This is a genomic window from Bradyrhizobium sp. ISRA464 (assembly GCF_029910095.1).
Lineage (GTDB): Bacteria > Pseudomonadota > Alphaproteobacteria > Rhizobiales > Xanthobacteraceae > Bradyrhizobium.
This window is the reverse complement of the sequence record NZ_CP094526.1, coordinates 5,110,578-5,133,860: the sequence shown is the minus strand read 5'-3', so window position 1 is coordinate 5,133,860 and position 23,283 is coordinate 5,110,578. Positions and strand designations below refer to the sequence as shown.

Here is a 23,283-nt window from a genome sequence, read left to right as displayed (position 1 = left end):
ACTGAGTAGTATGTTCTGGTGTCAACGGCGCCGACGCAGGAGGGCTATGTGAGCAAGCTGGGCAAGATCGAAGGCGGCCAACCGCTGGCCGATCGCAGGGTCGATATTCTCGACGCCGCCGCGCGCGCCTTCATGCGCCAGGGCTTCGCCGCGACGTCGCTCGACCGGGTCAGCGACGAGATCGGCTCGACGAAAGGCGCGATCTATTACTACTACCGCAGCAAGTCGGAGCTCTTCTTCGCGGTGCATCGCCGCGGAATGGAGCTGACGCAAGCCGCGATCCGACCGTCCTTCGAAGCGAAACTGTCCGCGCGCGAGCGGCTGCACGGCATGGCGGTCGCGCACACGATCCTCGTCATCGATCACCTGGCGTATCTCCGCGTGATCGCGCAGGGACTGGAAATGCATCTTCTGGAGCGCACCAACGAGAGCGAAAGGGCGGAACTCGCGGAGGTCGCGGCGCTGCGCGAGGCAAACGAGAACCTCTATATCCGCGTCATCAAGGATGGCGTTGAGTCCGGAGAGTTCAGGTCGGTCGACGCGAAGCTCGCCGCAAAGCCGCTGCTCGGCGCCCTGAACTGGACATCGCGCTGGTATCAGCCTCGCTCGGGGGAAACGCAGGCGGCGAAGAGGCGTCTGGCGGAGCAGATTGCAGATTTCGTGGTCGCCGGTTTGGAGAAGAAGAAATGAGCCAGGGATCAGGCAGCACAAAGGACGACGTCGCGGCCTATCGCGCGATCGAGCTGATCTACCACTCCTATCTGACGGGACTGATCCTGATGATCTCGTCTCGCGCCGGTGCCGCGCGCGCCGCCGACGTGGTGTTCAAGACGTTCAGGCGGCAGCAACTGGCGCGCTTCGTTCCGGGCCTGCAGAAGCTCGGTCTCGATCGTCTCCCTCATGCGGTGGCCTGCGCGCAATATCATTATCTGTCGAACCAGGTCGGCGGCGTGAAGGTCGAATATGTCTACGAAAGCGACAAGAAGGCCTGGGTGCGCTATCCGCCGCCGCGGTGGATCTGGTCGGGAACGGCGATCTGCGGCATTCCCTCGGAGGTGTCGCGCGCCATGTTGTGGGGGTGGCACGCCAACAACGGCGTCGTCCTCGGCAATCCGAGACTGGGGTTCGTATGCACGGGCCAGACCGTGGACGGTCAGCCCGGCCTCGAAGGCTATTACAAGGAGTGGGATCACGACCTCGCTCCCGAGGAGCGCTTGCAGTTTTCGCCCGGTGAGCGTTGTCCTCCGTTCCGGGCAGATCTCGCCCCGCGGCTCCCCGACAATGCCTGGCCCGAAGCGCGGCTGCAGAAGGTGCTGCGCAACTATGCGATGGAATACATCACCTCGATCGTTCCGGAAACGATCGCGGTGCTCGGCCCCGAATCGGGCGGCCATCTCGCCGGCGCGGCCGCGCGTCTGGTCGGAATGCACACCTTCGACGAGGTCGCATCGCTTCTGGGAGGCGTCGGACCGGGGCCTGCGGGGTTCGCCGCGGCGTTCGCCAAGCTTGCGGTCGGGCAGGGCGACGATGCGCAACTGCGAACAGAAGGCGCCATCGCAACTGTCCGACAGACGTCATGGCGCCTGATGGCGGAACGCGAGGCACTGTCTCCGGCCGTCTTCGATGCTTGGAATGAACTGTGGGTTGGAGCGGCGCTGGCGCATGACCGCTTCGTTGGCGTTGACGTCACGGAGCGGCGCGATCGCGGTGACGCATATTGGTGCTGGCAATTTCGCTAGCGGGCAAAGGTGGGATTGGAGGAGGTTCAGCCTGGCGTGCCCAAGCATCGCATCATTGAGCCAGGCTGCTTGGGTCCGCCTCGGCCGACAGCTCCTCGGCGTTGGGGTCGCCCGGCGCCGTCGCCCAGGCGAGTTCGACGAGCGTCACGATTCGTCGGCCGGCACCATCAAGCTGGCAGACGATGAGGCCTTGCTCCTCGATGTAGGTCAGCAAACGTCGTGCGCGGCGAAACGAATGCGTGCCATAGGCACGGGCAATCGCGGCATCGCTTGGGCAGGGCCGGCCTTCTTTCGCTGCGCGTGCGATCATCATGAAAACACCCTGCATGTCCTCGGGCAGGATGGAGGCGCGGACCGAGACATCCTGCCACGCGTCATCCTCTGCCATGTCGGTGGCGAGTCCGGCGCGAGCGTGCGTCAACATGCGCCGGAAGTCACTCAGGTCAGGCACGGCCGAACCGAGGCCCTCGATTCGGCAGCGGACCACGAACTCCTGATACAGGACGCCGATGGCGCGGAAGCCCGCGTCAGGTTCTGCGAGGATGGCGCACAGGATACGATCGAGCCGCGTACGCCGCACCGCCAACTCCTCAGCGTTGAGGCCTTGTTCCGCGACTTCGGGACGCATTTCGAGTGCTGCAGACTTCGCGGCCATGAGTTGGCCGAGGAGATCCGGCGCCGGCCGGCGCTGGGGCCGGATATTCTCCGGTGGCGGGGCCGCCAGGATAATGGCGCGTGCGTCCTCCAGCGCCGCTCCGGGGAGCGGAACAAGTCTCGGCGGTGCATTGCGTGGCTGGGTTTCCGTGGGGCCGATGCGCAGACCCAGGGGACGACGGGAGAGGGCAGGGCCCAGCGCCATGAATTGACCGCGTTCGAGATCCCGGAAGGCTTCGGCCTGCCGGCGCTCCATGCCCAGGAGATCGGCGGCGCGCGCCATGTCAATATCCAGGAAAGTTCGGCCCATGAGGAAATTCGACGCCTCCGCTGCGACGTTCTTGGCAAGCTTTGCCAGTCGCTGGGTCGCGATCACCCCCGCAAGCCCACGTTTGCGGCCGCGGCACATCAGATTCGTCATGGCCCCGAGCGACAATTTGCGTGCCTCGTCCGACACCTCTCCGGCGACCGCCGGCGCGAACAGCTGGGCCTCATCCACCACCACCAGCATCGGATACCAGTGATCGCGGGCAATCTCGAAAAGTCCGCTCAGGTAGGCGGCAGCGCGCCGCATCTGGTTCTCGGCATCGAGCCCTTCGAGATTGAGCACCGTGGAGACGCGATGGATGCGCGCTCGCTCGCCGGCGACCTGCAGACCCCGCTCAGTGTGGTCCTCGGCATCGATTACGAGGTGACCAAAACGTTCGGCCAGCGTGACGAAGTCCCCTTCCGGGTCAACGATGGTTTGCTGCACCCAAGGGGCGCTCTGTTCCAGCAGCCGGCGCAGCAGATGGGATTTGCCGGACCCCGAATTGCCCTGCACCAGCAGGCGCGTTGCCAGCAGTTCCTCGAGGTCCAGAGTGGCCGAGCCGCCTGCCGTCGTATGCCCCATCTCAATCGCAACGGTCATGTCCCGACTCAAAGTCTCCTTGCGGTGGGCTTATCAACCCGATCGCGGCCAGTCGAGCGCCTCACGTTCGGAGGACGGGTGATTGTGGACGCAGGGCCCCCCGTTCTGACAGGAAGAAAATCTGTAGCAATCTCAATCAACCAAAAGGCTGTGGATTGTCATACCAATGGCCCTAAGGATTGACTGTTGCCCAAGTGCGGCTTGTGATTGAGGCGATGCGATCTGGATCATTTGCGAAGAAGTTCCAGGCTTCGCAGGTCTTGGCGACGATATCGTCGTAGTCGTCGAAGACGGTGATGGCGAGCTTGTTGGCGCGCAGGTACTGCCAGACGTTTTCAATCGGATTGAGCTCGGGCGCATAAGGCGGCAGCTGTAACAGAGTGATATTTTCCGGAGCTCGGACGGTGCCGGCACTGTGATAGCCGGCGCCGTCGAAGACGAGAACGGCATGTGCGTCGGGTGCAACTTTGCGGCTGATTGCCTCCAAATGCAGTGACATCGCCTCTGCATTTGCCGTCGGCATGACAAGACCCGCGGCGACGCCACGTTGAGGACAGGCGGCACCGAAGAGATAAGCCCAATCGTAACGTCGATCGCGCGGCGCGCGAGGCCGTGAGCCACGCTTGGCCCACACGCGTGTCAGCGTGCCCTGCTGGCCGATCCGCGCCTCGTCCTGGAACCAGATTTCGATCGGCTTGCCTTGGGCGTGAGCGGGGAGCGTTGTCGTGAGGGTCGTAGCAAAGTTTTTTTGAACGCTTCCTGAGCCGCTTCATCGGCTTGCGGATGGCGCGGCCGCACCGAGAGCCGGCGGTACCCGAGCTTGGCCAGAACCTTGCCGACCGAACGTTCGTGCAGTTTGACGCCAAACCGCCGCTCAAGCGCGTCGCGCAAATCCACCCGCCGCCAACGTACGACCCCATGCTGCTCAGGATCGGGACCGGCCTCGACCAACGCGGCCAATTCGGCCTGCTGCTCTGTCGTCAGCCGCGACCGCGGTCCCGTCGGTTTGCGCGACCGCAGTCCCGCCAAGCCTTCGGCGTTATAACGATGCACCCAGTCCCGCAGGGTCTGACGATCCATCCCGCAACTTTCGGCTGCCTTCTTGCGGTCCGCGCCCTCCAGCACAAGCGCAAGCGCCAATATCCGCCGCGCTACCGTACTATTCTTCTCTCTGCGCGCCGCCTTCCGAAGCTCGCCCGCGGTCAAATCAAGCCGCGTAATCGCTACCGCTGCCCCCATCGATATTGCTCCTGTCTACGCAGCAACATCGATTCAGAAACTCACTGATTTGGGAATCCCAAATGTGAGTCAAATCCGGGGGCCGTTGGTATCAGACTATGCAATGAAAATATTCGCACGAACTATGGCGTCGATCTCATGCAACTGACCCGCTCGCCGTTTACCGCGCGGTCGAAGCGCGCTATCGCCGCTATCCTTCGATCCTTTGTGGTGAGATCCAGGGGCAATGGAGCTTTGACGGATCGCGATATCGAAGTGACGCGGGCGGTGAGAGCGGCCATTCCCTCCACCATGCCTCTTCGTACGCATCTCGGCCACCGACTGGATCGACGGTGGCTGGGAGCTCGAAGACGGCGTGATCTTCTCGACCTTGCCGATTTCGCGAACTGTGCGACGTCGTGCGAGAGCCTGGCAGGTTAACGCGCAGGCGGAACGTTCGGCACGAGATCAATCAAGCCCAGATCCACAAGTGTGCGATGGAACCGGCGTTTCCGTTCGGAGGCAGAGCTAAAGTAGGCTTCCCTGCAGTCGTCAAGCAAGCTTGCGCGCGTCGAAAATACCGGGTCAAGGGGAAGCCCTGCGCGTTGCAAAGCAACAGTTCCTAGAAAGGCGATGTCGAGGTCCGCACCGCGTCCGGCGCTAAATTGCTTCGGCGAGATATTCAAAGCCTCTATCGCATAAAATGTACCGAACGCCTGTTGCGCGTCTCCCCGTCGCTTTAGCCGGCGGGCGATCCGTCTTGTCAACACCGGTTGGTGATCCCCATAGTGCACAATCAGAATGGGACGCCCCGGGAATTGGGTTGCCAGTTTGCACTTGAGTTTTTTCCAGGTGGAAGCGGTCTCCGCAAGCCGCGTGTAGTACTCGACGTATCCAGCGTCGGGGAGGCTGGCCGTAGCAAAGGCGCGCTCCTTCTCAAATTGCCCGGTCGGTGCAAGCTGTCGATCGTGCGGGCCATGATTGAAGTTGGTCAACGCGTAGAGAAAATGCGGTGCTGGATTATCAGTAACGCGCTTCGTATGGGCATCGATCACCGCTTCCAGAAATACTGCATCCGAATTTGTCGCCTCGAAACGTCGAGCATCGAACGGAGGTGGAAGGTCGTCAATGAAGATCCGCTCATGAATGCCGATCGAACTGTAAAATCTATTGTAATTGAGAAAGCCACGACGGCAGCTTGATATGAGTGTTGTCCGATAGCCGAGCGATGCCAATGAATGGGGGAGGCTGCTGTGGAATCGGCCAGCACCTTTCTTGAAGAGGTAGTAGGCACTGGATCCGAAGCTTGCGCTCGAAAGGCCGGTCAGCAGGCTGAATTCGGACTGCCAGGAGCCTCCGCCAAAGATGTCCACGTTGAGACGTCCATATTGACCATCTGCAGGGGACAGGAGTCCCTCAACGATTGGCTCGACGGGCAACCCAAAGATACGCGGGTCGAAGACCGACTCGTGCTGGATGATGATGATGTCTGGACAGTCATCCGAGCGCGCAGGTGTCGCCTCCTTCAGCGGCAGTGGTTCGTTGGCGATGTCACTCAGAGCAAGCTCGCTGAACTGTTGCCAGCAAACACGGTCGACGAGTGAGGCCATAAAGGTCGAGTAAAAGCCGCGCCGCTGGATCAGCGCCATCCGCGAGAGTGCGCTGCCGCCTGTCACAGCGGCAGCGGTTGCGAAGCCGATGAGGGCGACGCAGAACAGGAGCAGTCGACATGCCATCGAAATCGGTGGCCCTGCCGCGTAGAGCAACACTGCGATCGAAGCAGCGACGAACAACACACCGCCGATCAGGATACCCAACATCGCGCGTGGATATTGCAGCACAAGAAATGGGACGGTGCCGGCAAACGCCAACGGAATATCGGAGATGGTCAGTTTGATCGCACTGTGGTCGAACTTTACGGTTGATGCTCCAGCAATGGCTATTGCCAGCAGGCCGGACAGCAGGATCGCTCTGTCGAGATCGGCAACAAAGATGAGCAAGAGGGCCGCGTTGAAGACGAGCGCTGCGATTGCAAACGGGAGGTGCTTTGCACTGCCTTCCGTCAACGCTACGGCACCGACAACCATCATAAATATCAACGTCGAATCCATGGGACTAAGATGCTCTTGGTGTTCGAGTTCCGCAATGCGGCCCTCGGCCCCTTCGATCACCCGTCTTGTCGATCGGCCACCGGCTCCAGCTGACCGGTGCATTGCAGCAAATATCATCGTCTTGCAGATCAGCTCCTCCCACTAGGTTCCGAGACGATCGAGCCGAGGAGTTTGGCGGACGGCGGCTCGTCGCCGTCCGCCGGCGTCATCACTGCGAGGCCAGCTCGCAACCGCCTTCGCTGAGTGGGCGGAACGCTTGCGCTGCGGGAATCGTCGCGACGATGTCGTAGTAGTCCCACCGCCGGCTCGACGCCGCCGGCGTCTTGACGCGCGCCAGATACATGTCGTGCACGAACTGACCATCGGCGCGAACCGTGCCGTGGGCGAATGCGTCCGCGACCGGCAGTTCGCGGATCTTGGCTGCAACGGCGAGGCCATCCTCCGAATTCGCCGCCTGGACCGCACGCAGGTAGTGACGCACGGCGGAATAGACGCCAGCCTGGGTCATGGTCGGCATCCGCCCATATTTCTCGAAGAACTTGTTGGCCCAAGCCCGCGACTCCGCGTCCCGGTCCCAGTATCCCGGTCCGACCACCGGGTGGCGGCAGATCTATGCGGGACGCTTCAACATGGAGCAGCGTCGCGACATCGCGGAGGAGCGAACCGATCTCTGATCGATCGGAAGCTGCGGACGGCGGGCCCACAAGCGGCGATGCGGGCCGCCGGCCTCCCTTGCGGGCAGGTGCCGACCGTCGGGGAGGCCATTCGACACCGGAGGCACGCGAGCGCCGCCTCGTGACCCGGATTCCGCACGATGCGGTCGGAGCTCGTTGTGCGGCCGCGTCAAGCGGCGCCGTGTCGTACTGCCCTGAAGAATGCGGGCCCATTGAACACAGGTCTGCGCTTGGGCCAGACACTCGCAGTCTTGCCTCAAGGATAGGCCGGAGCGCCGGGCAGCCAGCTCAAGGCAAGGCGTTGGCCGACGATGATTTCATCGCGTGACATCTTTGAGGCGACTGCATTGCGAAGTCGCGTGTAAATATCCCGCGCGTGCCCTTGCGACCGGGCCACCGCCAGGTCGAGCCATTTGTACGCCTGGATGAAATCCTGATGAGCGCCGTGGCCTTTATCATACATCAATCCGAGCATGGCTTGCGCGAATGGATCGCCCCGAGTAGCGCCCTGGCAATAGAGATCGAACGCGGCATCATAGGCCTGCGGGACGCCAAAGCCGTGCTCATACATGAAGCCGAGCAGGCCGAGCGCTCTTGGATTGCCCCGCGCGGCCAGCGGCGACAATTCGCGTACCGCACGGAGATGGTTGCCATGGTCGAGCGCCGCCGCGCCGCGGCTGAGCGAGTCCGCACGAGCGGCGGGCAAGGCCGCGCCAACAGCGAGTGCTATCCCGAGTGCCGCCGGCAGACGGCGCCGTACGGCACGTCGGAGTGAAGCGGCACTGCCGGCCTCAATGATAGCTGGTGGTGATCGGAGCATTGGTGGTCGTCGTGGCGATGGTTCCGCGCAATTTGGATCGAAGCTCTTCGGCGACGACATGCGCGTCCGAGCCGTCGCGGATGATCTGCGGCCGGATGAAAATGATCAGCTCGGTCCGCTGGGTGCTGTTGGACTGGTGGCCGAACGCGTCGCCAAGGCCGGGAATCTGGTCGAGCACAGGAATCGCGTTCCGCGCGCCGTTCTGCTGCTCGCTAATCAGGCCTGCGAGCAGCACGGTCTGGCCGTTCGCCACTGAGATCTGGCTCTTGACCCGGCGTTCCGAGATGGTTGGCGTCAGGTTGGGGGTGCTGGCTGTTCCCGTGTTCGGCACGTTGCTGATCTCCTGCTCGATGTCGAGCCGGACCGTGCCATTGACGCTGACGCGGGGTGATACACGCAGGATGATGCCGGTGTTGCGATAGTCGATGGTGTTGACCACGGTGTTGCTTGTTGTCAGCACGGTGGCGCTACCGGTCGAGACCGGCACGACGTCACCCACTTGCAGGGTCGCGACCTGGTTGTTGACCACGACCAGCGAGGGGTTGGACAGCACCTTCACATTGGTGACGGCATGCAGCGCATCAAGAATCAGGCTGGGCTGCGTCGCCGAACCGACCAGGAAATTGAAGCCCGGAAAGGCCTGGTTGATGAAGGCGTTGGTCAATGAACCCGTCACGGAGGCTACGCCGGTACTGGAATCGACGGTGGTTGCCGGCGCCTGTGCCGCCTGGGTGTTGAGGATCGATCCCGAGTTCGGGCGCAACCCGAAATTCTGCCCGGTGATATAGGCCTGCACACCGTAGGAAAGGGTGTTGTTGAGCGTCACTTCGGCGATGGTCGCATCGATCGCGACTTGGACCTGCGGTTGGTCAATCTGCAGCAAGGTCGACTCGATGATCCGGTAGTTCGCCTGGTCGGCGTAAATCAGGAGCGAATTGTTGGTGGCGTCTGGAGTGATCCTGACGTCCTGCAGCATCGGCTGGCCATTGCCCGACGACGTCGCGCCACGGCCGCTGTCGAGTGTACCGCCGTTGTTGCCGCCGGAATTTGCGCCCTGCGTGGCGAGGCCAGGCGTGCTGCCGCCGTTCCCGGTGCCGCCGCGGGTGGCGAAACTGTTGGCAGTGGCAGGATTGTTGGCATTGAGCGACAGGCGGTCGGCGCTCGATGTTGCCGACGTGCCTGAGCCCGGCGCGACCTGATTATCGGCACTGTCGAGCAGGCTGGAGGCGCCTGAGCCGCCGAGAAACATGTCGGTCAAGACACGCGCGATCTGGCGGGCTTCGCCATATTTCACGTGATAGACATGGACGGTGGTACGCGCTGTGTCGGCGTGATCAAGCCGCTTGATCCAGGTCGCCGCGGTGCGCAGCATTTCCGGGCGCTTGCTCACCACCATGACGGCATTCAGCCGGGCGATCGGTTCGAACTTGACGACGTTTTGGCTGAGGCCGTTCTCGCCGGAATCGACGATCTTCTCCAGCTCGGCGATGATTGGTGCCGGCGGACCGCTCGAGATCGGAAAAATGCCGACCGACTGCCCCCGCATCCAGTCGACGTCGAAGCTCATTGCCGTGTCGACCGCGGTGCGCCGCTCGGCGCCGGTGCCCTGGATCAGGAGCAGGTTGCGCGTAGTGTCGGCACGCACGGTACCGGCGCGGGTGGCGAAACTGTCCATCAGTTTCAACAGCGTCTGCGCCGATACATATTGTAATGGCACCACCGACACGCCAAAACCCGGCTCGGGATGGGCGGCGGCAGCATCAACCCGACCAGCACCGACCGCATCGCCCAGCGGGGTCAGGCGATAGCCGGAGGCATCGTGAAGCAGCACCACGCCGCTCAACCGCAATGCATCTTCCAGCACAAATATGATGTCCGACTTCGGCACCGGCCTGACCGAGACCAGGCTCACCGTGCCCTGTACCCGTGGATCGATGGTGTAGCCGACCTGGAGGATGTCGCCGAGCACGACTTTGGCAACGGTTGCGACCGGCGTGTTCTCGAAATTCAAATCGAAGCCGTTGCCGCTCGAGGTCGGTTGCGGACGCTCGTCGGAAACGGCCGTTATCGCTGCGCCTTCGTAGATCGCGGGGGAGCTGGCACGGTTGCTGCCGGCCGTGGCGCTCGCGGTGCCTACCGGTTGAGACTGACGCGGCAACAGGTCGATCGAACGTATCTTGTCCGTGATATCGAGTTGGGAGCCTTCGACGCTCGAGCCGACAGTTGCGGAATTGCAGGACTCCAGTAGGGGCAGCGATGACAGAAGGAGGACGGCCGCAATGCCACGACGGATAGCTGGATGACGGCTAAGCTTGGTGACACGCATCATAAGACTTCGCCGTTCCGACTACCGGTGTTTGTGGATCGTTTGTGACGATCCGATTGTGTCACCTATCCGGGATTGAGTTCTTAGCGATTGAACATGACAGAAATAAATTGGTCGCCAGATTGATCGGCGGTTTGCCGTCGTATGTTGATTTCAGATTATGTCGGCGTTTGCCGGTGAATATCGATAGTTGAGCGCGTTTTGAGCCGCGGCCGCGCGCGGGGCTTCGTACGGCTGTCATACTTCGGGTCAATAACATCGCGACTGCTGGCAACCGCACGCATCGGCTTCGACGGTCCGTGACGCGGCCGCCCGCTCAAAGCTTGCGCCACCGGAGCGACGCATGGCCGGCGACTTATCCTCGGAGTTCGCGGAACATCTCCGTCAAGCCAAGCATTTGACGGTGGCCGATGGCCGCGATGATGCCGCGGGCCAGCTGGGTGTCGATCGGCGGCAAGCCAAGCTATGGGAACTCGTGGACCTGCCGGCGGGCGAGTTCGCCGAGGAGGCAGCACGCTTTCATGGCCTCGAGCGGGTGACGTTGCAGGACATGATGTCGGCGGCACCGCTGGCATCGTCGTTCTCGCCTCGCTTCCTCAGGGAGACCGTTGTCTTTCCCTATCGCTCGCCGGACGGCAAAGCCGTGCTCGCCGTCGCCGATCCGACCGATCAATCCGCGCAGCGTGCAGCGCAGATCGTGCTCGGTACGGGCGTCGTCATCAAGGTCGCAACCTCGGAGGACCTTGCGGTGGTCCTCGACCAGCGTCTGGAACAGCACGAGACCGAGACCAACGATGCCTTGCCGGCGCAGCTCCGCGAGGACGACATCGAGAGTCTGCGCGATCTTGCAAGCGGCGCGCCGGTGGTGCGGGCCGTCAACGATCTGCTTGAAAAGGCGGTTGAATTGCGCGCCAGCGATATTCACATCGAGCCCTTTCAGAGCGGCCTCGTGGTGCGCATGCGCATCGATGGCCTGCTGCGGCCGGTCTCCGCACCGGCCAATCTGCTGCCGCAGGCGGTGATCTCACGCATCAAGATCGTGGCCAATCTCAACATCGCTGAGCGTCGTCTGCCGCAGGATGGCGCCGCCCGCTTGAGGGCCGGCCGCGTCGACATCGATATCCGTGTCGCTATCATGCCGATGCAGCACGGTGAATCGGCGGTCATCCGCATCCTGCCCAAGGATCGGGGGCTGCTTGTCGTTGAAAAGCTGGGATTTTCTCCACCCGACGAAGCCAGGCTGAGACGTCTGCTGAAACTGCCGCATGGCATGATTGTCGTCACCGGCCCGACCGGCAGCGGCAAGACCACGACGCTCGCCACCGTGCTGTCGATCCTCAATGAACCGATCCGCAAGATCCTGACCATCGAAGATCCGGTAGAATACGAGATTCCCGGCATCAACCAGGCGCAGGTCAAGCCGGCGATCGGCCTGACATTTGCGGCGGCGCTGCGCTCGTTCGTTCGCCAGGACCCGGACGTGATCATGGTCGGCGAAATCCGCGATTCCGAGACTGCGCATGTGGCGGTCCATGCCGCGCTGACCGGGCATCTGGTGCTCACCACGCTGCATACCGAAACCGCCGCAGCAGCGGTGCCGCGTCTGCTTGATCTCGGCGTCGAGGGATATCTCTTGCGTTCGGTCCTGCGCGCGGTGATCGCGCAGCGGCTGGTCCGCCAATTGTGCGAGCGGTGCAAGGCGCCGCGCGTGCTTGCCGATGCCGATCTTGCCGAAGACGCCCGGCTGGGTGCATTCGGCTTTCATTGCGGCGACGTGATCCACGACCCCGTCGGTTGCGAACGTTGCGGCGGTACCGGCTATCGCGGCCGCCTCGGCGTCTTCGAAGTGCTGGAGCTCACCGGCGAGCTTAGCGAGCTGATCGGCGACAAGACGGACGGACTGAAGATCGACGAGATGGCGATCCGCGGTGGCATGACGACGATGCTCGACGACGGCGTCGTCAAGTGTCGCGCGGGTCTGACATCGCCTGCCGAAATCCTCCGCGTTACAACCCTGCGGTGATGCCGTGCCGAACTTCCGCTACCGGGCGCTGACACAGAATGGCGAGATCGTGAACGGCACGATCTCGGCGCCGACCTTGGCCGAAGTTGCGCGCCGTATCGAATATCTGCGGTTGCTTCCGATCGAGACGATCGAAGACAAGCGGTCGCCCTCGGGCGTCACTGCCTACGGCCTGTTCGGCCGGCCGAGCGCCGCCGAGATCACCACGTTCACGCGGGATCTTGCGCTGTTGTTAAAGGCGGGCGCAAGGCTCGACGATGCGCTTGAGCTCCTGGCCGGCGATGCCGATGTCGGGCGGTTGCGTCCCGTGGTCGCCAAGCTTCGCGCCTCGCTGCTCACAGGCGAAAGCCTTGCCGACGCCATCGCCGGTCATCCCGCGCTGTTCTCGCCAATGTATGCCGCGCTGGTCCGCGTGGGTGAGGTGTCGGGCACCCTGGACCAGGTGCTGGAAATGCTCGGCGCGGAGCGCGCGCGATCGGAGCAGATGCGGCGTAAGCTGACCGATGCGATGCAATACCCGGCCTTCGTGCTGGTCGCGTCCGCTTGCGTCATGCTGTTCTTCATTCTGTTCGTGCTGCCGCAGTTCTCTTCGGTGTTGCAGGATTTCGGCAGCAAGTCGGATACGACGCTGGGCGCCTTCATCAAGCTATCGGAGTTTCTGCGGGCCAACGCGACCCCGGCGATGCTGATTTCCGCAGCGACCATCGCGGGCGGCTGGGCGTTGTTGCGCCGGCCCGGCACGCGTGCAGCGCTCATGAGCGGATTGTCGCGCCTGCCTGGGGTCAGCGGCATCTTCCAGTTCTATCGCAGCAGCCTGTTCTGCCGGAATCTCGGCGTGCTGCTCGGCAGCGGTGTCAACCTCACGTCGACCTTGCGCATTCTCGTCGACATCATGGCAGTGACCGGGAACGAGCAAAGCTGGAGTGTGGCGGCGGATCGCGTGCGTCACGGCGGCAAATTGTCGGACGCGCTTGCGGTCGCCAACAGCCTGCCGCCGATGGCCCTGCGGATGCTGCGGCTGGGCGAGGAGACCGGCCAGTTGCCGACGCTCGCCAGCCGTGTCGCTGAATTCTACGAAGCCAAGCTGCAACGCAGCCTCGACCGCATTGTCGGCATCGTCGGGCCGCTTGCCATCATCTCCATCAGCACGGTCGTCGGGGGCCTGATCGTGTCGGTTATGACAGCGTTGCTGTCGGTTACGCAATTGGTCAACTAGACCAGAGGTTGGTGCAACATGATCTCATTCAAATACATCCGCGAGCATCTCATCGGCGGCACGGCCCACCAGCGCGCCAGGTGTGGGCGCTCACATGGCAGCGAGGCCGGCTTCACCCTGGTCGAAATGCTGGTCGTGATCGCGATCATCGGTCTCATCATGGGCTTGATCGGACCGCGCGTGCTCAACTATCTCAGCGAATCCAAGGTTAAGGCCGCGAGGATCCAGTTGCAGAGCTTTGCGAGCGCCCTCGACCTCTACTATCTCGATGCCGGCCGATATCCCTCGAGCGCGGAGGGACTGGCGGCGCTGGTGCGGTCGACCCCGGGCGTCTCGGCCTGGAATGGGCCTTATCTCAAGGGCGGCAACGTTCCCAACGATCCATGGAACCATGCCTATATCTACCGCGCTCCCGGCGAGCACGGCCCCTATGACATTCTCTCCTACGGATCCGACGGTCAGGAAGGGGGCAGCGGCACCGCCGCCGATATCTCGCTGGAAAAGCTGACCGCAAAGAATGAATAGACCGGCGGAACAAGGCTTCACCTTGCTCGAGATGGTCTGCGTGCTCGCGATCATCGCGCTGCTCTCGGCTGTCCTGCTGCCGTTCGTTCCGCGCGAGACCTCGCGCTCGCGTCTGCAGGCCTATGCCTTGCAGGCAGCGACGCTCTTGAAGTCGGACCGGGATGCCGCGATCCGCCGCCAGGTCAGCGTCGCGACGCTTGTCGATGCCGAGGGGCGCATGATCCGGTCCGGTGCGTCGCAACTCGCGATCCGGATTCCCGAGGACGTACGCTTCGATGCGGTGCTGCCCGAGACGTGCCAGCGGCAGGCCGCGTTGTCGACCATTCGCTTTCTGGCCAACGGCACATCGTGCGGTGGCACCATCGCCTTGACGCGGTTCGACGCAGGCTATGAAGTCCGCGTCAACTGGCTGACCGGGAGGGTCGAGATTGTCCCCCGCCACGCCGCCATCAATTGAACGCCGCGACGCCGGCTTCACGATCATCGAGGTGCTGGTCGCGCTGGCGGTGGTCGCCGTCGTGATCGTGGCCATCGGCTCGGTCATGGCCACCAACGTACGCGGGGTGCGTTCGTTTGAACGGCATGTCGCGCTGATGCAGGCCACGCGCACGGCCATGGTCGCCGCAATTCCACCGCGTGATCAGCTCCGACAGGGAACATCGTCGGAGCAGGCCGACGGCTACGCTTGGACGGTCGACGTTACCCCGCTCGGCGGCAACTGGACCGTTCCGGATTCCGACGCGGCCTGGGTGCCTGAGCTCGTCAGGGTGCGCGTGAAGTCGCCTGGCGGGGCTACGTCGGATATTCGCACGGTACGCTTGATGAAAAGGGCGGCGTCCCAATGATGGCGGCCTGGCGCGAGCGTGAAGCAGGATTCACGTTGATTGAGGCCATTGTGGCGCTCGCCTTGATGGGCCTTGTGCTGTCGGCACTTGCCAGCATCACCGCACAATGGCTGCCGAACTGGAACCGGGGGATTGACCGGATTCAGCGCGATGAAGCGATTGGCGCGGCGTTGCAACGCATCGCGGCCGACCTGGCTGCGGCCGAATACGTTCCAGCCAACCGCGAATCCCGCCGTCCATTGTTCGATGGCTCGGAGCTCTCGATCACCTTCGTGCGCACGGCGATTGGTCCCAATGCCGGACCAGGGCTCGACGTCGTGCATCTCGGCGAGACCTCCGATCGGCGAGAGTTCGTCACGGTGCGCTCGCGTACGCGGTTTGCGCCGTTGCCGACCGGTTCGTCGCTGACCGAGCAGTTGCGCTTTCGCGATCCTGTGGTGTTGCTGCGCGCGCCGTTTCGGTTGTCCTTTGCCTATGCGGGGCCGGACCGGGTCTGGAAAAGCACATGGCGCGAGGCGGAGCAATTGCCCGTCATGATCAAGCTGACCATCCGAGACGCCGCCAGCCAGCGCGTGCTCTCGGTCTCGACGATTGCCCCGGTCCATACCCAGGTGCCGAGCGATTGCACGCGGCCGGACGGCAACTGCACCGACAAGCCGAATAACCCTGGCAGCAGCGGCCCGGCCAACGCCGCCGGGCAGGGAGGTCGGTTATGAGCGGTGCGCGGTGCTCTCCCGATCACTCCCAACGCGGCTTCGTGATCGTCGTGGTGCTCTGGATACTCCTGGCACTGTCGTCGCTGGCGATGATCTTTGCGCTCTATCTGTCGGCGTCGGCTCGCGCGATGGCGCTCGGTGATACCGCCCTGCAGAACGAGGCGCTGGTATCGGCCGGCATCGAGCTCACGGCCTATCAGCTGATCCTCGCGGGCGACGATGCACGGCCGGCGCGGGGTTCGTTCCATTTCCGAATGGACGACGCCAATGTCGGCGTCACCTTCACCTCGGAAGCTGCTCGGATCGACCTCAATCTCGCGTCGAAAGAGGTACTGGCCGCGTTCCTGGCTGGACTCGGTGCCAGCAAGGACGCGGCCAATGAGGACGCTGAGCGTATTGTGGGCTGGCGCACCCCGCCGACGCCGGGGAGCACGAATGACGAGGCGGCGCGCTACGCGGCTCTGGGTTACTCGCCACGGCAGTCGTTGTTCACGCATGTCAATGAGCTTGCGCTGGTCACCGGACTTCCGCCGGCACTTGTCGATCGCGCCTTGCCGTTTGTGACCATCTTCAACGGGTCGGCGGACATCGATGCGACGATCGCGGCGCCCGAAGTGGTCGCGGCCTTCGCAAGACGCTCCAATGCAAACATGGATCCGTTCGGCAGTGCGATGGGGCCTTCGAATGATCCGCTTGCCGGTGCTGACCCGTCTGCTCCGACGAAGAGCAACCTGCCGAAAGCAAAGAGCCCGTGCTACCGCGTCGAAACAACGATCGGCTTCGCCAACGGCCGGCGCGCCACGTCAGAGGTGGTGATCGCTCTCGGCGACAAGCGCGAGCCCTATCGCGTGCTGTCGTGGCAGGACGATGTCGTCCCCACTCACACACGACTCGAGCGCCGGGGGTCCTGATGGCGCTGATATCTGACGTGAAGCTATTCCTGACCGAATGGATCGATGCGGTGGGCCGCGCGATCGACGCGATAGCGGGCCGCTTCATGCGCGCGCAGCGCATCCAGCTTGCCGAAGGACACGACGGCGCGTTCACGGCAACCGCGATCAACGCGAAGAGCGGAGCCGATCTGCCTGATCTGTCCTTCCGCTTCGATAGCGACACGGCGCGCCCGGCGCTGCCAGAGGTGTGGAAGACGGCGTTCCGGGCGAGCCGTATCGAGGCGTTGCTGCGGTCGGATCACATCATGACGCATCAGCTCGATTTCCCGAGCAAGGCGGCTGATTTCCTCGATGGGATGATCAAGGCTCAGGTCGATCGCCTGACGCCGTGGTCCGTAAGTGACGCAGTGTTCGGCTGGGGAGCACCCACGCTCGCTGCGAACGACCGGATCGAGGTGAGCTTCGCGGCGACGTCGAGAGAGAAGGTCGCGCCGGTGTTGCAGTTCGCCGAGACCGTCGACGCTGCGTCGGTTGCGATCTTGGTGCCGGCGCTGGGCGATACGTCCACGCCGATCAAGTTGATGGACCGGCCGCTGCGCAGCGTGATTGGCGCAGCGGTCAACGTGCCCCGTCTGCTCCGCGTCCTCTTGCTATCGACCGCGCTCGCTGCGGCCGCGTCGCTCCTGATCAATGCCTATCTCGGTGGCTCGCTGCAATCGGAGCTGGGGGACCTGCAGCAGCGCATCGCCCAGCGCCGCGCGGCCTTGCGTCTTGGCGCGAACGGCTCCGCGTCAGGGCTGGGCCTGCTCGCCAAACGCAAGCAGAGCACGCCGTCGAGCGTCATGGTGCTCGAGGCGATCTCGCGGGCGTTGCCAGATTCCACCTATGTGACTGAACTGCGGATCGAGGGAGACAAGATCCAGATCGTCGGGATGACGCAGGATGCCCCCTCGCTGATCCGCTTGATCGAGCAGTCCTCCCCACAGTTCACCCGGGCCACCTTCTTTGCACCCACCACGCACGCGGCAAATGAGCCCGGCGAGCGCTTCCACATTGAAGCTCATATCACCGCCTATTTCGGATCCGGCTCGTGAATATCCTGTCCACACCCGTAAAGCTGGTCACCTCCTCGCCGCTCTTGGCGGCGGTGGCCTATGTCGGCCTGATCATCGTGCTGCTCTTCACCGTGGTGATGTCGATATCCGATCTGATCGATCAGCGCGGCGACGTCGCCGCCGCCGCGACTATGCTGGAGCAGCTCGGGGGGCACCGTGCGGCGGCCAAACCGAATGCGACTGGAGAGGGCACGATGCCGGCAGGGTCGCCGTACCTCGAGGGCGCCACCGTCACGATCGCAGGCGCCACGCTGTTGCAGCGGGTGGCGAACGCAGTGACGAAATTCGGCGGCAACGTACTGTCCACGCAGCTTGACGTGCAGAGCTCATCGAGCAAGCCAGGGTTCCTCAGCATGATCGCGAGCTGCGAGATCGAGCAGCCTCAGCTGCAGGAGCTGCTTTACGATATCGAGGCGGGGATGCCGTTCTTGTTTGTCGACCAGTTGGTGGTTCAAACCCCGACAACATCGTCCGGCTCACAGCCCGGCAAGTTGCGGGTCTTGCTGGGAGTGTCCGGGCAATGGCGAGGCGCCAAATGAGCCGCAGCCTTACGATTGTAACCATAGCGTTTGGGCTGTCGTTCCATGCTGCCGCGGCGGCGACAGTCGCAATCACGACCGACGATCTCGACGCCGGCATCGCCGAGGAGACGCGGCTGGGGGGAACGGCCGCGCCGCGATCGAGCGAACCGGTGACTTCCGTTCGTGTTGTCGCACCGCCGCCGGCGCCGGAGCGGCCGCTGAGCGCCAACCCGCTATGGGCGATTCCGCTCGCTCGATTGTCGGGGACGCGCGATCGTCCGATCTTCTCGCCGTCGCGCCGGCCGCCGCCGGTGGTCGCCTCGGAGCCGGCGGCGGCGCCGCCACCCCCGCCGCCGCGGAAGAAGGAAATCCGGCCGCCGCCATTGTCGCTGGTCGGAACCATAGCGAGCGACGACGAGAGCTTTGGCATCTTTCTCGATCAGTCGACAAAGCAGGCGCTGCGCTTGAAGCTCGGTGAAAACTATCAGGGCTGGAAACTGCGCGCGATCCAGGACCGCGAGGTCACGATGGAAATGGATCAGCAGACGGCGATACTGACGTTGCCGCCACCCGGCGAACGCGCGAATGTGCCAGTGCTGGTGACACCCGTCAGCGCCGACGGCTCGACGCCGCAGGCCGAACTGAGGCGGCGATGAGACGTCGAATGCCGCGCGGATCACGCCTCGTCATTGCTGCCGGGCGAGACGCGTCCTGTCAGCTCGCTGAAGAAGTTCCGCGCTGATATGTCGCAATTTACTGTCATTTGGCTGTTAGAATCTTGCCAGATTCCCGCAACAACGCGCATGTAGCGTTGCGGCGTCAAACAAAAGCACTCGTTGGCGACTGCGGTCGCAAGGGTTGCTGGCGTCATGCGTGACGTCAGCGCGCTTTTGCACGGCTGCAACGCATGGGCAGGACGGCGTGCTTCGACGATACTCGACCATTTCTTGCGTCATCGTCGCGGCTGGCATCGGGCTCGCAGCGAGTGGCATGACCGCCTGGCTGAGCGCGGCGGACCTGCCGGACGCGCCGCGAACGCAGGAGGATGTTTGCGCACGACCCGAGCCCGGAAGCGCGATCGCCGAGCCGGTGGAGCTGCGCAGCCGCGACGGAATCCTCGAGGTCGATCTCAGTTTCCATGATGAGAGGCGGCCGGACGGGACGAGTCGCTACTGCTACCTGACGTCGGACGGGAAGCCATCGCCGACCTTGCGCGTGAAGCCGGGCGATCAGCTGGTCATCCATTTCAAGAACGACCTTGTTGACCTTGGTACCGCGACGCCCGCGATTGATCGGGCACTCGCCGGTGCGCCGATTTGCACGGCTAAGAAGGAGGCGGATCCCTGCAAGAGCGGCGCAATGACGCCGGTGTCCACCAATCTGCACTTCCACGGACTGACGGTGCCGCCGGTGTGCCACCAGGATGATGTGCTGAAGACGTCGATCCAGCCCGACGACAAGCCGTTCGAGTATCGCCTGCGCATCCCTGACGATGCGCCGCCCGGGCTCTACTGGTATCACCCGCATCTTCACGGCTTCAGCAAGACGCAGGTGCTCGGCGGCGCCTCTGGTGCCTTGATTATCGAAGGCATCGAGCGCGTCGACCCGTCGCTCACCGGACTGCCCGAGCGCGTGCTCGTGATCCGCGACCAGGATCTCGTCAATTCCGGCGCGCCGCCGTCGAAGTCCGAGCCGGTGATGTCGAAAAGCCAGCTTGATAATGACGGTGACGTCGCCAACTCCGGCACCGGCTTCGGCAAGCCATCGAAGGACCTGTCCGTCAATTTCGTGCCGGTGCCATATCCGAACTACCCGCCGGCGACGCTGTCGATGAAGCCGGCAGAGCGGCAGCTGTGGCGCGTGCTGAATGCGTCCGCGATCACATATCTCAACCTCGCCTTGGTGGTTGGCCGCTCGCCGCAGCAGATCGGCGTCGTCGGGATTGACGGAGTCCCGCTGCGCTTCCAGGGCAGCCCATCTCCGGCGGTGCAATGGGTCAATCATATCGGCTTGCCGCCTGGCTCTCGCGCCGAATTTATCGTCGAAGGTCCCCCGGCGGGAGCGTCCGCACTATTGGTAACGCGTGCCGTCGATACCGGGCCCGCCGGCGAGAACGACCCGAACCGCGCGCTGATGGCGATCAGGAGCACGACAGATGCCAACGAGCCGCAAGCGACGCTGCCCACCCGCGCGGAGCCGTTGCCGCCGCCCGATCGGCCATGGGTTGGCAGCGTTGCACCGGTACGCGTCAGGAAACTGTTTTTCTCGGAGCAACCGGAGAATCCGCACGATCCCAACAGTCCCACGCAATTCTTTCTGACCATCGACGGGAACACGCCAAAGCCGTTTGATCCGCAGTCTGACGTCCCCGACATCGTGGTGAGGCAGGGTGATGTCGAGGACTGGATCATCGAGAACCGATCGATGGAGCTACATGATTTCCACATCCATCAGCTTCACTTCCAGTTGCTCGATTGGTCCGGGATCGCGGTCAACGAGCCGTTCCAGCGCGATACGGTCAACGTTCCCTATTACAACGGCCGGATGCTGAAATATCCCAGCGTGCGACTCCGCATGGATTTTCGCGATCCCAGTATCGTCGGCACCTTCGTCTATCACTGTCACGTCCTCGAGCATGAAGACGGCGGCATGATGGGACGTATCAAGGTCGTGCCGAGGAACACCGCGACCTCAACTACGCCGTCCAACCCACAGAACAGAGGAGAGCTTTGATGCGCGACAAGCACAAGTCACGTTGGCTGCAGGGGTGCCGCCTTACTCTCAGCGCGCTGGCGCTGGGTCAGTTCACCGCGAGCCCAGTGCTTGCCGAGGAGTGGGGACACCACGGTGGCCACGAGACGAGGACGCCGATCAAGCATGTGATCGTCATCATTGGCGAGAACCGCAGCTTCGATCACGTGTTCGCCACCTACGTGCCCAACCGGCCCGGCGAGAGCGTGATGAACCTGCTGTCGCAGGGTATCGTCAAGCTCGACCAGGACAAGAACGCCGTCCCCGGACCCAATTTCGAAAAGGCACATCAGCTCTCTGCCACGGACACCGGCTTGAACGATGCGTTCCTGCTGAGCCCGCCGAAGCAGACGTTCGCCAAGGATCAATTGCCGGCTCCGCTGGTGGGCGGTCCCAAGGACTCCTACATCCCTAACCAATGCGGAAGCTCGCCGATCACGACCTGCGAGGCGTCTCTGGCGCTGGCGCAACAATCCGAATCCGGCCTGCCGTCTGAGTACTACCAATATCTTCTGACCGGCGGCACCGGGCAGACGTCGAAGACCCCCGACCAGCGCATCACCAATGTCAATGCGCTGCCGGCCGGCCCCTTCCAGCTCACCAACAGTGATGCCATGCCCTATGACGCGTATGCGGCAAGCCCGGTGCATCGCTTCTATCAGATGTGGCAGCAGCTCAACTGCAACACCTCCGCCGCCAGCCGCGACAATCCGTCGGGCTGCAATGGCAATCTGTTCGCCTGGGTCGAGGTGACCGTTGGCGCCGGCTCCAACGGAGCGCAGCAGCCTGCGAATTTCTCCACGGAATATTCACCGACCGCGACGACCACGGGCGAGGGGGCGACCGCCCTCGGGTTCTACAATGTGCAGAAGGGCGACGTGCCTTACTTCACGAGCCTCGTGCAGAAGTACGCGATGAGCGACAATTTCCACCAGTCCGTCAACGGCGGCACCGGTGCTAACCACATCATGTTCGGCCACGCCGACATGATCTATTTCAGCGATAACTATGGCAATCCGGTCGCGCCGCCCGATGGCACGCAGGTTTTCGGCGGCACCCCCGACGCCGGTACTGTCCATGAAATCGAGAATCCGAACCCGGCGATGGGCACCAACAATTGGTACATCGAGGATGGCTACGGCGCCGGCGGCAATGGCGGTTACCCGCCGCCTTATTCGACCAACCCGGTCTCTGGCGGTGGCTCCTATAGCAACTGCTCGGATCCGGGCCAGCCCGGCGTCAAGCCGATCCTCGATTATCTGAAATCGATCCGGATCAATGCGAATTGCGAGCCGGGCCACTACTATCTGTTGAATAACTACAATCCCGGATATTTCGCCAATGGCAAGAACGCCTATACCGATACGAACCCGTCCAACACGCCGTTTACGATCCCACCGTCGACGAGAAAGAGCATCGGCGACAGCCTGAACGAGAAGAACATCTCCTGGAAGTACTACGGCGACCAGTGGAACAACTACGTCAACGATCCGTACCAGCTCAACTGGGGTGTAGCCGGACCCACCGCCGACGAATATTGCAACATCTGCAATCCGTTCCAGTACGACACGTCGATCATGTCGCATCCGGACCAGGTTGCCGCCCATATCCAAGATTCGGTCAATCTGTATTCGGACATCTCCAAGCACACTCTGCCAGCGGTTTCGATCGTGAAACCGAGCGGCTATACCGACGGTCATCCGGCGTCCTCCAAGCTCAATCTGTTCGAGGGCTTCGTGAAGAAGATCGTCGACCAGGTTGAGGCCTCGGATTACGCCGACGATACCGCGATCTTCATCACCTTCGACGAAGGCGGCGGTTACTTCGACTCGGGCTACGTGCAGCCGCTGGATTACTTCGGTGACGGCACCCGCATCCCGTTGATCGTGGTCTCGCCGTTCGTGAAGCAGGGTCACATCTCGCATGAATATGCCGATCATGTCTCGATCATCAAATTCATCGAGCGGAACTGGGATTTGCGTCCGATCACGCAGCGCAGCCGTGACAACTTCCCGAATCCGGTTGCCGCGCCGAACAATCCTTACGTTCCGGTGAACAGCCCGGCGCTCAGCGACCTGTTCGACCTCTTCGACTTCCACGACGGTGGCCACGGCGGCCAGGGCGGAGGCTGGGATCACTGACATCAGCCAACTGATGAGATGAGGAACCCGCCGGCGAACCAGCCGGCGGGTTCTTTCCTTGGCATTGCGCACGGTTTTGGCTCGG

General features: G+C 63.0%; 20 protein-coding genes. 14 read left to right on the top strand and 6 right to left on the bottom strand.

The annotated features are described in order from the left end of the window. The first annotated feature begins 48 nt into the window (after window positions 1-48). The gene (locus MTX19_RS24190; protein WP_280979627.1) at window positions 49-690 is read left to right on the top strand and encodes a TetR/AcrR family transcriptional regulator; all 642 of its coding nucleotides are present in this window, start codon (window positions 49-51) and stop codon (window positions 688-690) included. Further along, complete coding sequence (locus MTX19_RS24185) at window positions 687-1,739, top strand: hypothetical protein (protein ID WP_280979626.1); 1,053 nt, start codon at window positions 687-689, stop codon at window positions 1,737-1,739. The genes MTX19_RS24190 and MTX19_RS24185 overlap by 4 nt, the downstream gene beginning before the upstream one ends. A gap of 52 nt (window positions 1,740-1,791) precedes the next feature. Here the strand turns inward: MTX19_RS24185 and MTX19_RS24180 are convergent, their stop codons facing one another. The 6 genes from MTX19_RS24180 to gspD form a co-directional block, all read right to left on the bottom strand. Continuing rightward, complete coding sequence (locus MTX19_RS24180) at window positions 1,792-3,303, bottom strand: ATP-binding protein (RefSeq protein WP_280979625.1); 1,512 nt, start codon at window positions 3,301-3,303, stop codon at window positions 1,792-1,794. Window positions 3,304-3,475: 172 nt separating this feature from the next. Next, a protein-coding gene (locus tag MTX19_RS24175; RefSeq protein WP_280979624.1) for an IS630 family transposase occupies window positions 3,476-4,542 on the bottom strand; the annotation gives its coding sequence in 2 pieces (ribosomal slippage) (window positions 3,476-4,056 and window positions 4,056-4,542; 1,068 coding nt in all). Between the two features lie 416 nt (window positions 4,543-4,958). Then, window positions 4,959-6,632, bottom strand: a complete 1,674-nt coding sequence (locus tag MTX19_RS24170) for a sulfatase-like hydrolase/transferase (RefSeq protein WP_280985503.1) — start codon at window positions 6,630-6,632, stop codon at window positions 4,959-4,961. A gap of 208 nt (window positions 6,633-6,840) precedes the next feature. Further along, complete coding sequence (locus MTX19_RS24165; protein WP_280979621.1) at window positions 6,841-7,227, bottom strand: ABC transporter substrate-binding protein; 387 nt, start codon at window positions 7,225-7,227, stop codon at window positions 6,841-6,843. A 335-nt stretch (window positions 7,228-7,562) separates the two neighbouring features. Beyond that, complete coding sequence (locus tag MTX19_RS24160; protein WP_348638200.1) at window positions 7,563-7,931, bottom strand: tetratricopeptide repeat protein; 369 nt, start codon at window positions 7,929-7,931, stop codon at window positions 7,563-7,565. A 166-nt stretch (window positions 7,932-8,097) separates the two neighbouring features. Beyond that, window positions 8,098-10,455, bottom strand: coding sequence for a type II secretion system secretin GspD (gene gspD / locus MTX19_RS24155; RefSeq protein WP_280979619.1), 2,358 nt, complete (start codon window positions 10,453-10,455; stop codon window positions 8,098-8,100). Window positions 10,456-10,795: 340 nt separating this feature from the next. Here gspD and MTX19_RS24150 point away from each other — a divergent pair, with 340 nt between their 5' ends. The 12 genes from MTX19_RS24150 (at window position 10,796) to MTX19_RS24095 (ending at window position 23,198) form a co-directional block, all read left to right on the top strand. Continuing rightward, entirely contained in the window at window positions 10,796-12,475 is a 1,680-nt protein-coding gene (locus MTX19_RS24150) for an ATPase, T2SS/T4P/T4SS family (protein WP_280979618.1), read from the top strand. A gap of 4 nt (window positions 12,476-12,479) precedes the next feature. Next, complete coding sequence (locus MTX19_RS24145; protein WP_280979617.1) at window positions 12,480-13,691, top strand: type II secretion system F family protein; 1,212 nt, start codon at window positions 12,480-12,482, stop codon at window positions 13,689-13,691. Window positions 13,692-13,709: 18 nt separating this feature from the next. Further along, entirely contained in the window at window positions 13,710-14,216 is a 507-nt protein-coding gene (gene gspG, locus MTX19_RS24140; RefSeq protein WP_280979616.1) for a type II secretion system major pseudopilin GspG, read from the top strand. Beyond that, window positions 14,209-14,673, top strand: coding sequence for a prepilin-type N-terminal cleavage/methylation domain-containing protein (locus MTX19_RS24135; RefSeq protein WP_280979615.1), 465 nt, complete (start codon window positions 14,209-14,211; stop codon window positions 14,671-14,673). The genes gspG and MTX19_RS24135 overlap by 8 nt, the downstream gene beginning before the upstream one ends. Next, window positions 14,645-15,061 (top strand): prepilin-type N-terminal cleavage/methylation domain-containing protein, encoded by a 417-nt coding sequence (locus MTX19_RS24130; RefSeq protein ID WP_280979614.1) that lies wholly within the window; start codon window positions 14,645-14,647, stop codon window positions 15,059-15,061. Before MTX19_RS24135 ends, MTX19_RS24130 begins: the two co-directional genes overlap by 29 nt. After that, the gene (locus tag MTX19_RS24125) at window positions 15,058-15,777 is read left to right on the top strand and encodes a type II secretion system protein (protein WP_280985502.1); all 720 of its coding nucleotides are present in this window, start codon (window positions 15,058-15,060) and stop codon (window positions 15,775-15,777) included. The genes MTX19_RS24130 and MTX19_RS24125 overlap by 4 nt, the downstream gene beginning before the upstream one ends. Beyond that, the gene (locus tag MTX19_RS24120; RefSeq protein ID WP_280979613.1) at window positions 15,774-16,688 is read left to right on the top strand and encodes a type II secretion system protein GspK; all 915 of its coding nucleotides are present in this window, start codon (window positions 15,774-15,776) and stop codon (window positions 16,686-16,688) included. The genes MTX19_RS24125 and MTX19_RS24120 overlap by 4 nt, the downstream gene beginning before the upstream one ends. Then, window positions 16,688-17,764, top strand: coding sequence for a PilN domain-containing protein (locus tag MTX19_RS24115; RefSeq protein ID WP_280979612.1), 1,077 nt, complete (start codon window positions 16,688-16,690; stop codon window positions 17,762-17,764). Before MTX19_RS24120 ends, MTX19_RS24115 begins: the two co-directional genes overlap by 1 nt. Continuing rightward, the gene (gspM, locus tag MTX19_RS24110) at window positions 17,761-18,324 is read left to right on the top strand and encodes a type II secretion system protein GspM (protein WP_280979611.1); all 564 of its coding nucleotides are present in this window, start codon (window positions 17,761-17,763) and stop codon (window positions 18,322-18,324) included. Before MTX19_RS24115 ends, gspM begins: the two co-directional genes overlap by 4 nt. Then, on the top strand, window positions 18,321-18,962 hold the full coding sequence (locus tag MTX19_RS24105; RefSeq protein WP_280979610.1) for a hypothetical protein: 642 nt from the start codon (window positions 18,321-18,323) through the stop codon (window positions 18,960-18,962). The genes gspM and MTX19_RS24105 overlap by 4 nt, the downstream gene beginning before the upstream one ends. Window positions 18,963-19,296: 334 nt before the next feature. Then, window positions 19,297-21,039, top strand: a complete 1,743-nt coding sequence (locus MTX19_RS24100; protein ID WP_280979609.1) for a multicopper oxidase domain-containing protein — start codon at window positions 19,297-19,299, stop codon at window positions 21,037-21,039. After that, window positions 21,039-23,198 (top strand): alkaline phosphatase family protein, encoded by a 2,160-nt coding sequence (locus tag MTX19_RS24095; protein ID WP_280979608.1) that lies wholly within the window; start codon window positions 21,039-21,041, stop codon window positions 23,196-23,198. Before MTX19_RS24100 ends, MTX19_RS24095 begins: the two co-directional genes overlap by 1 nt. The last annotated feature ends 85 nt before the right edge of the window (window positions 23,199-23,283 follow it).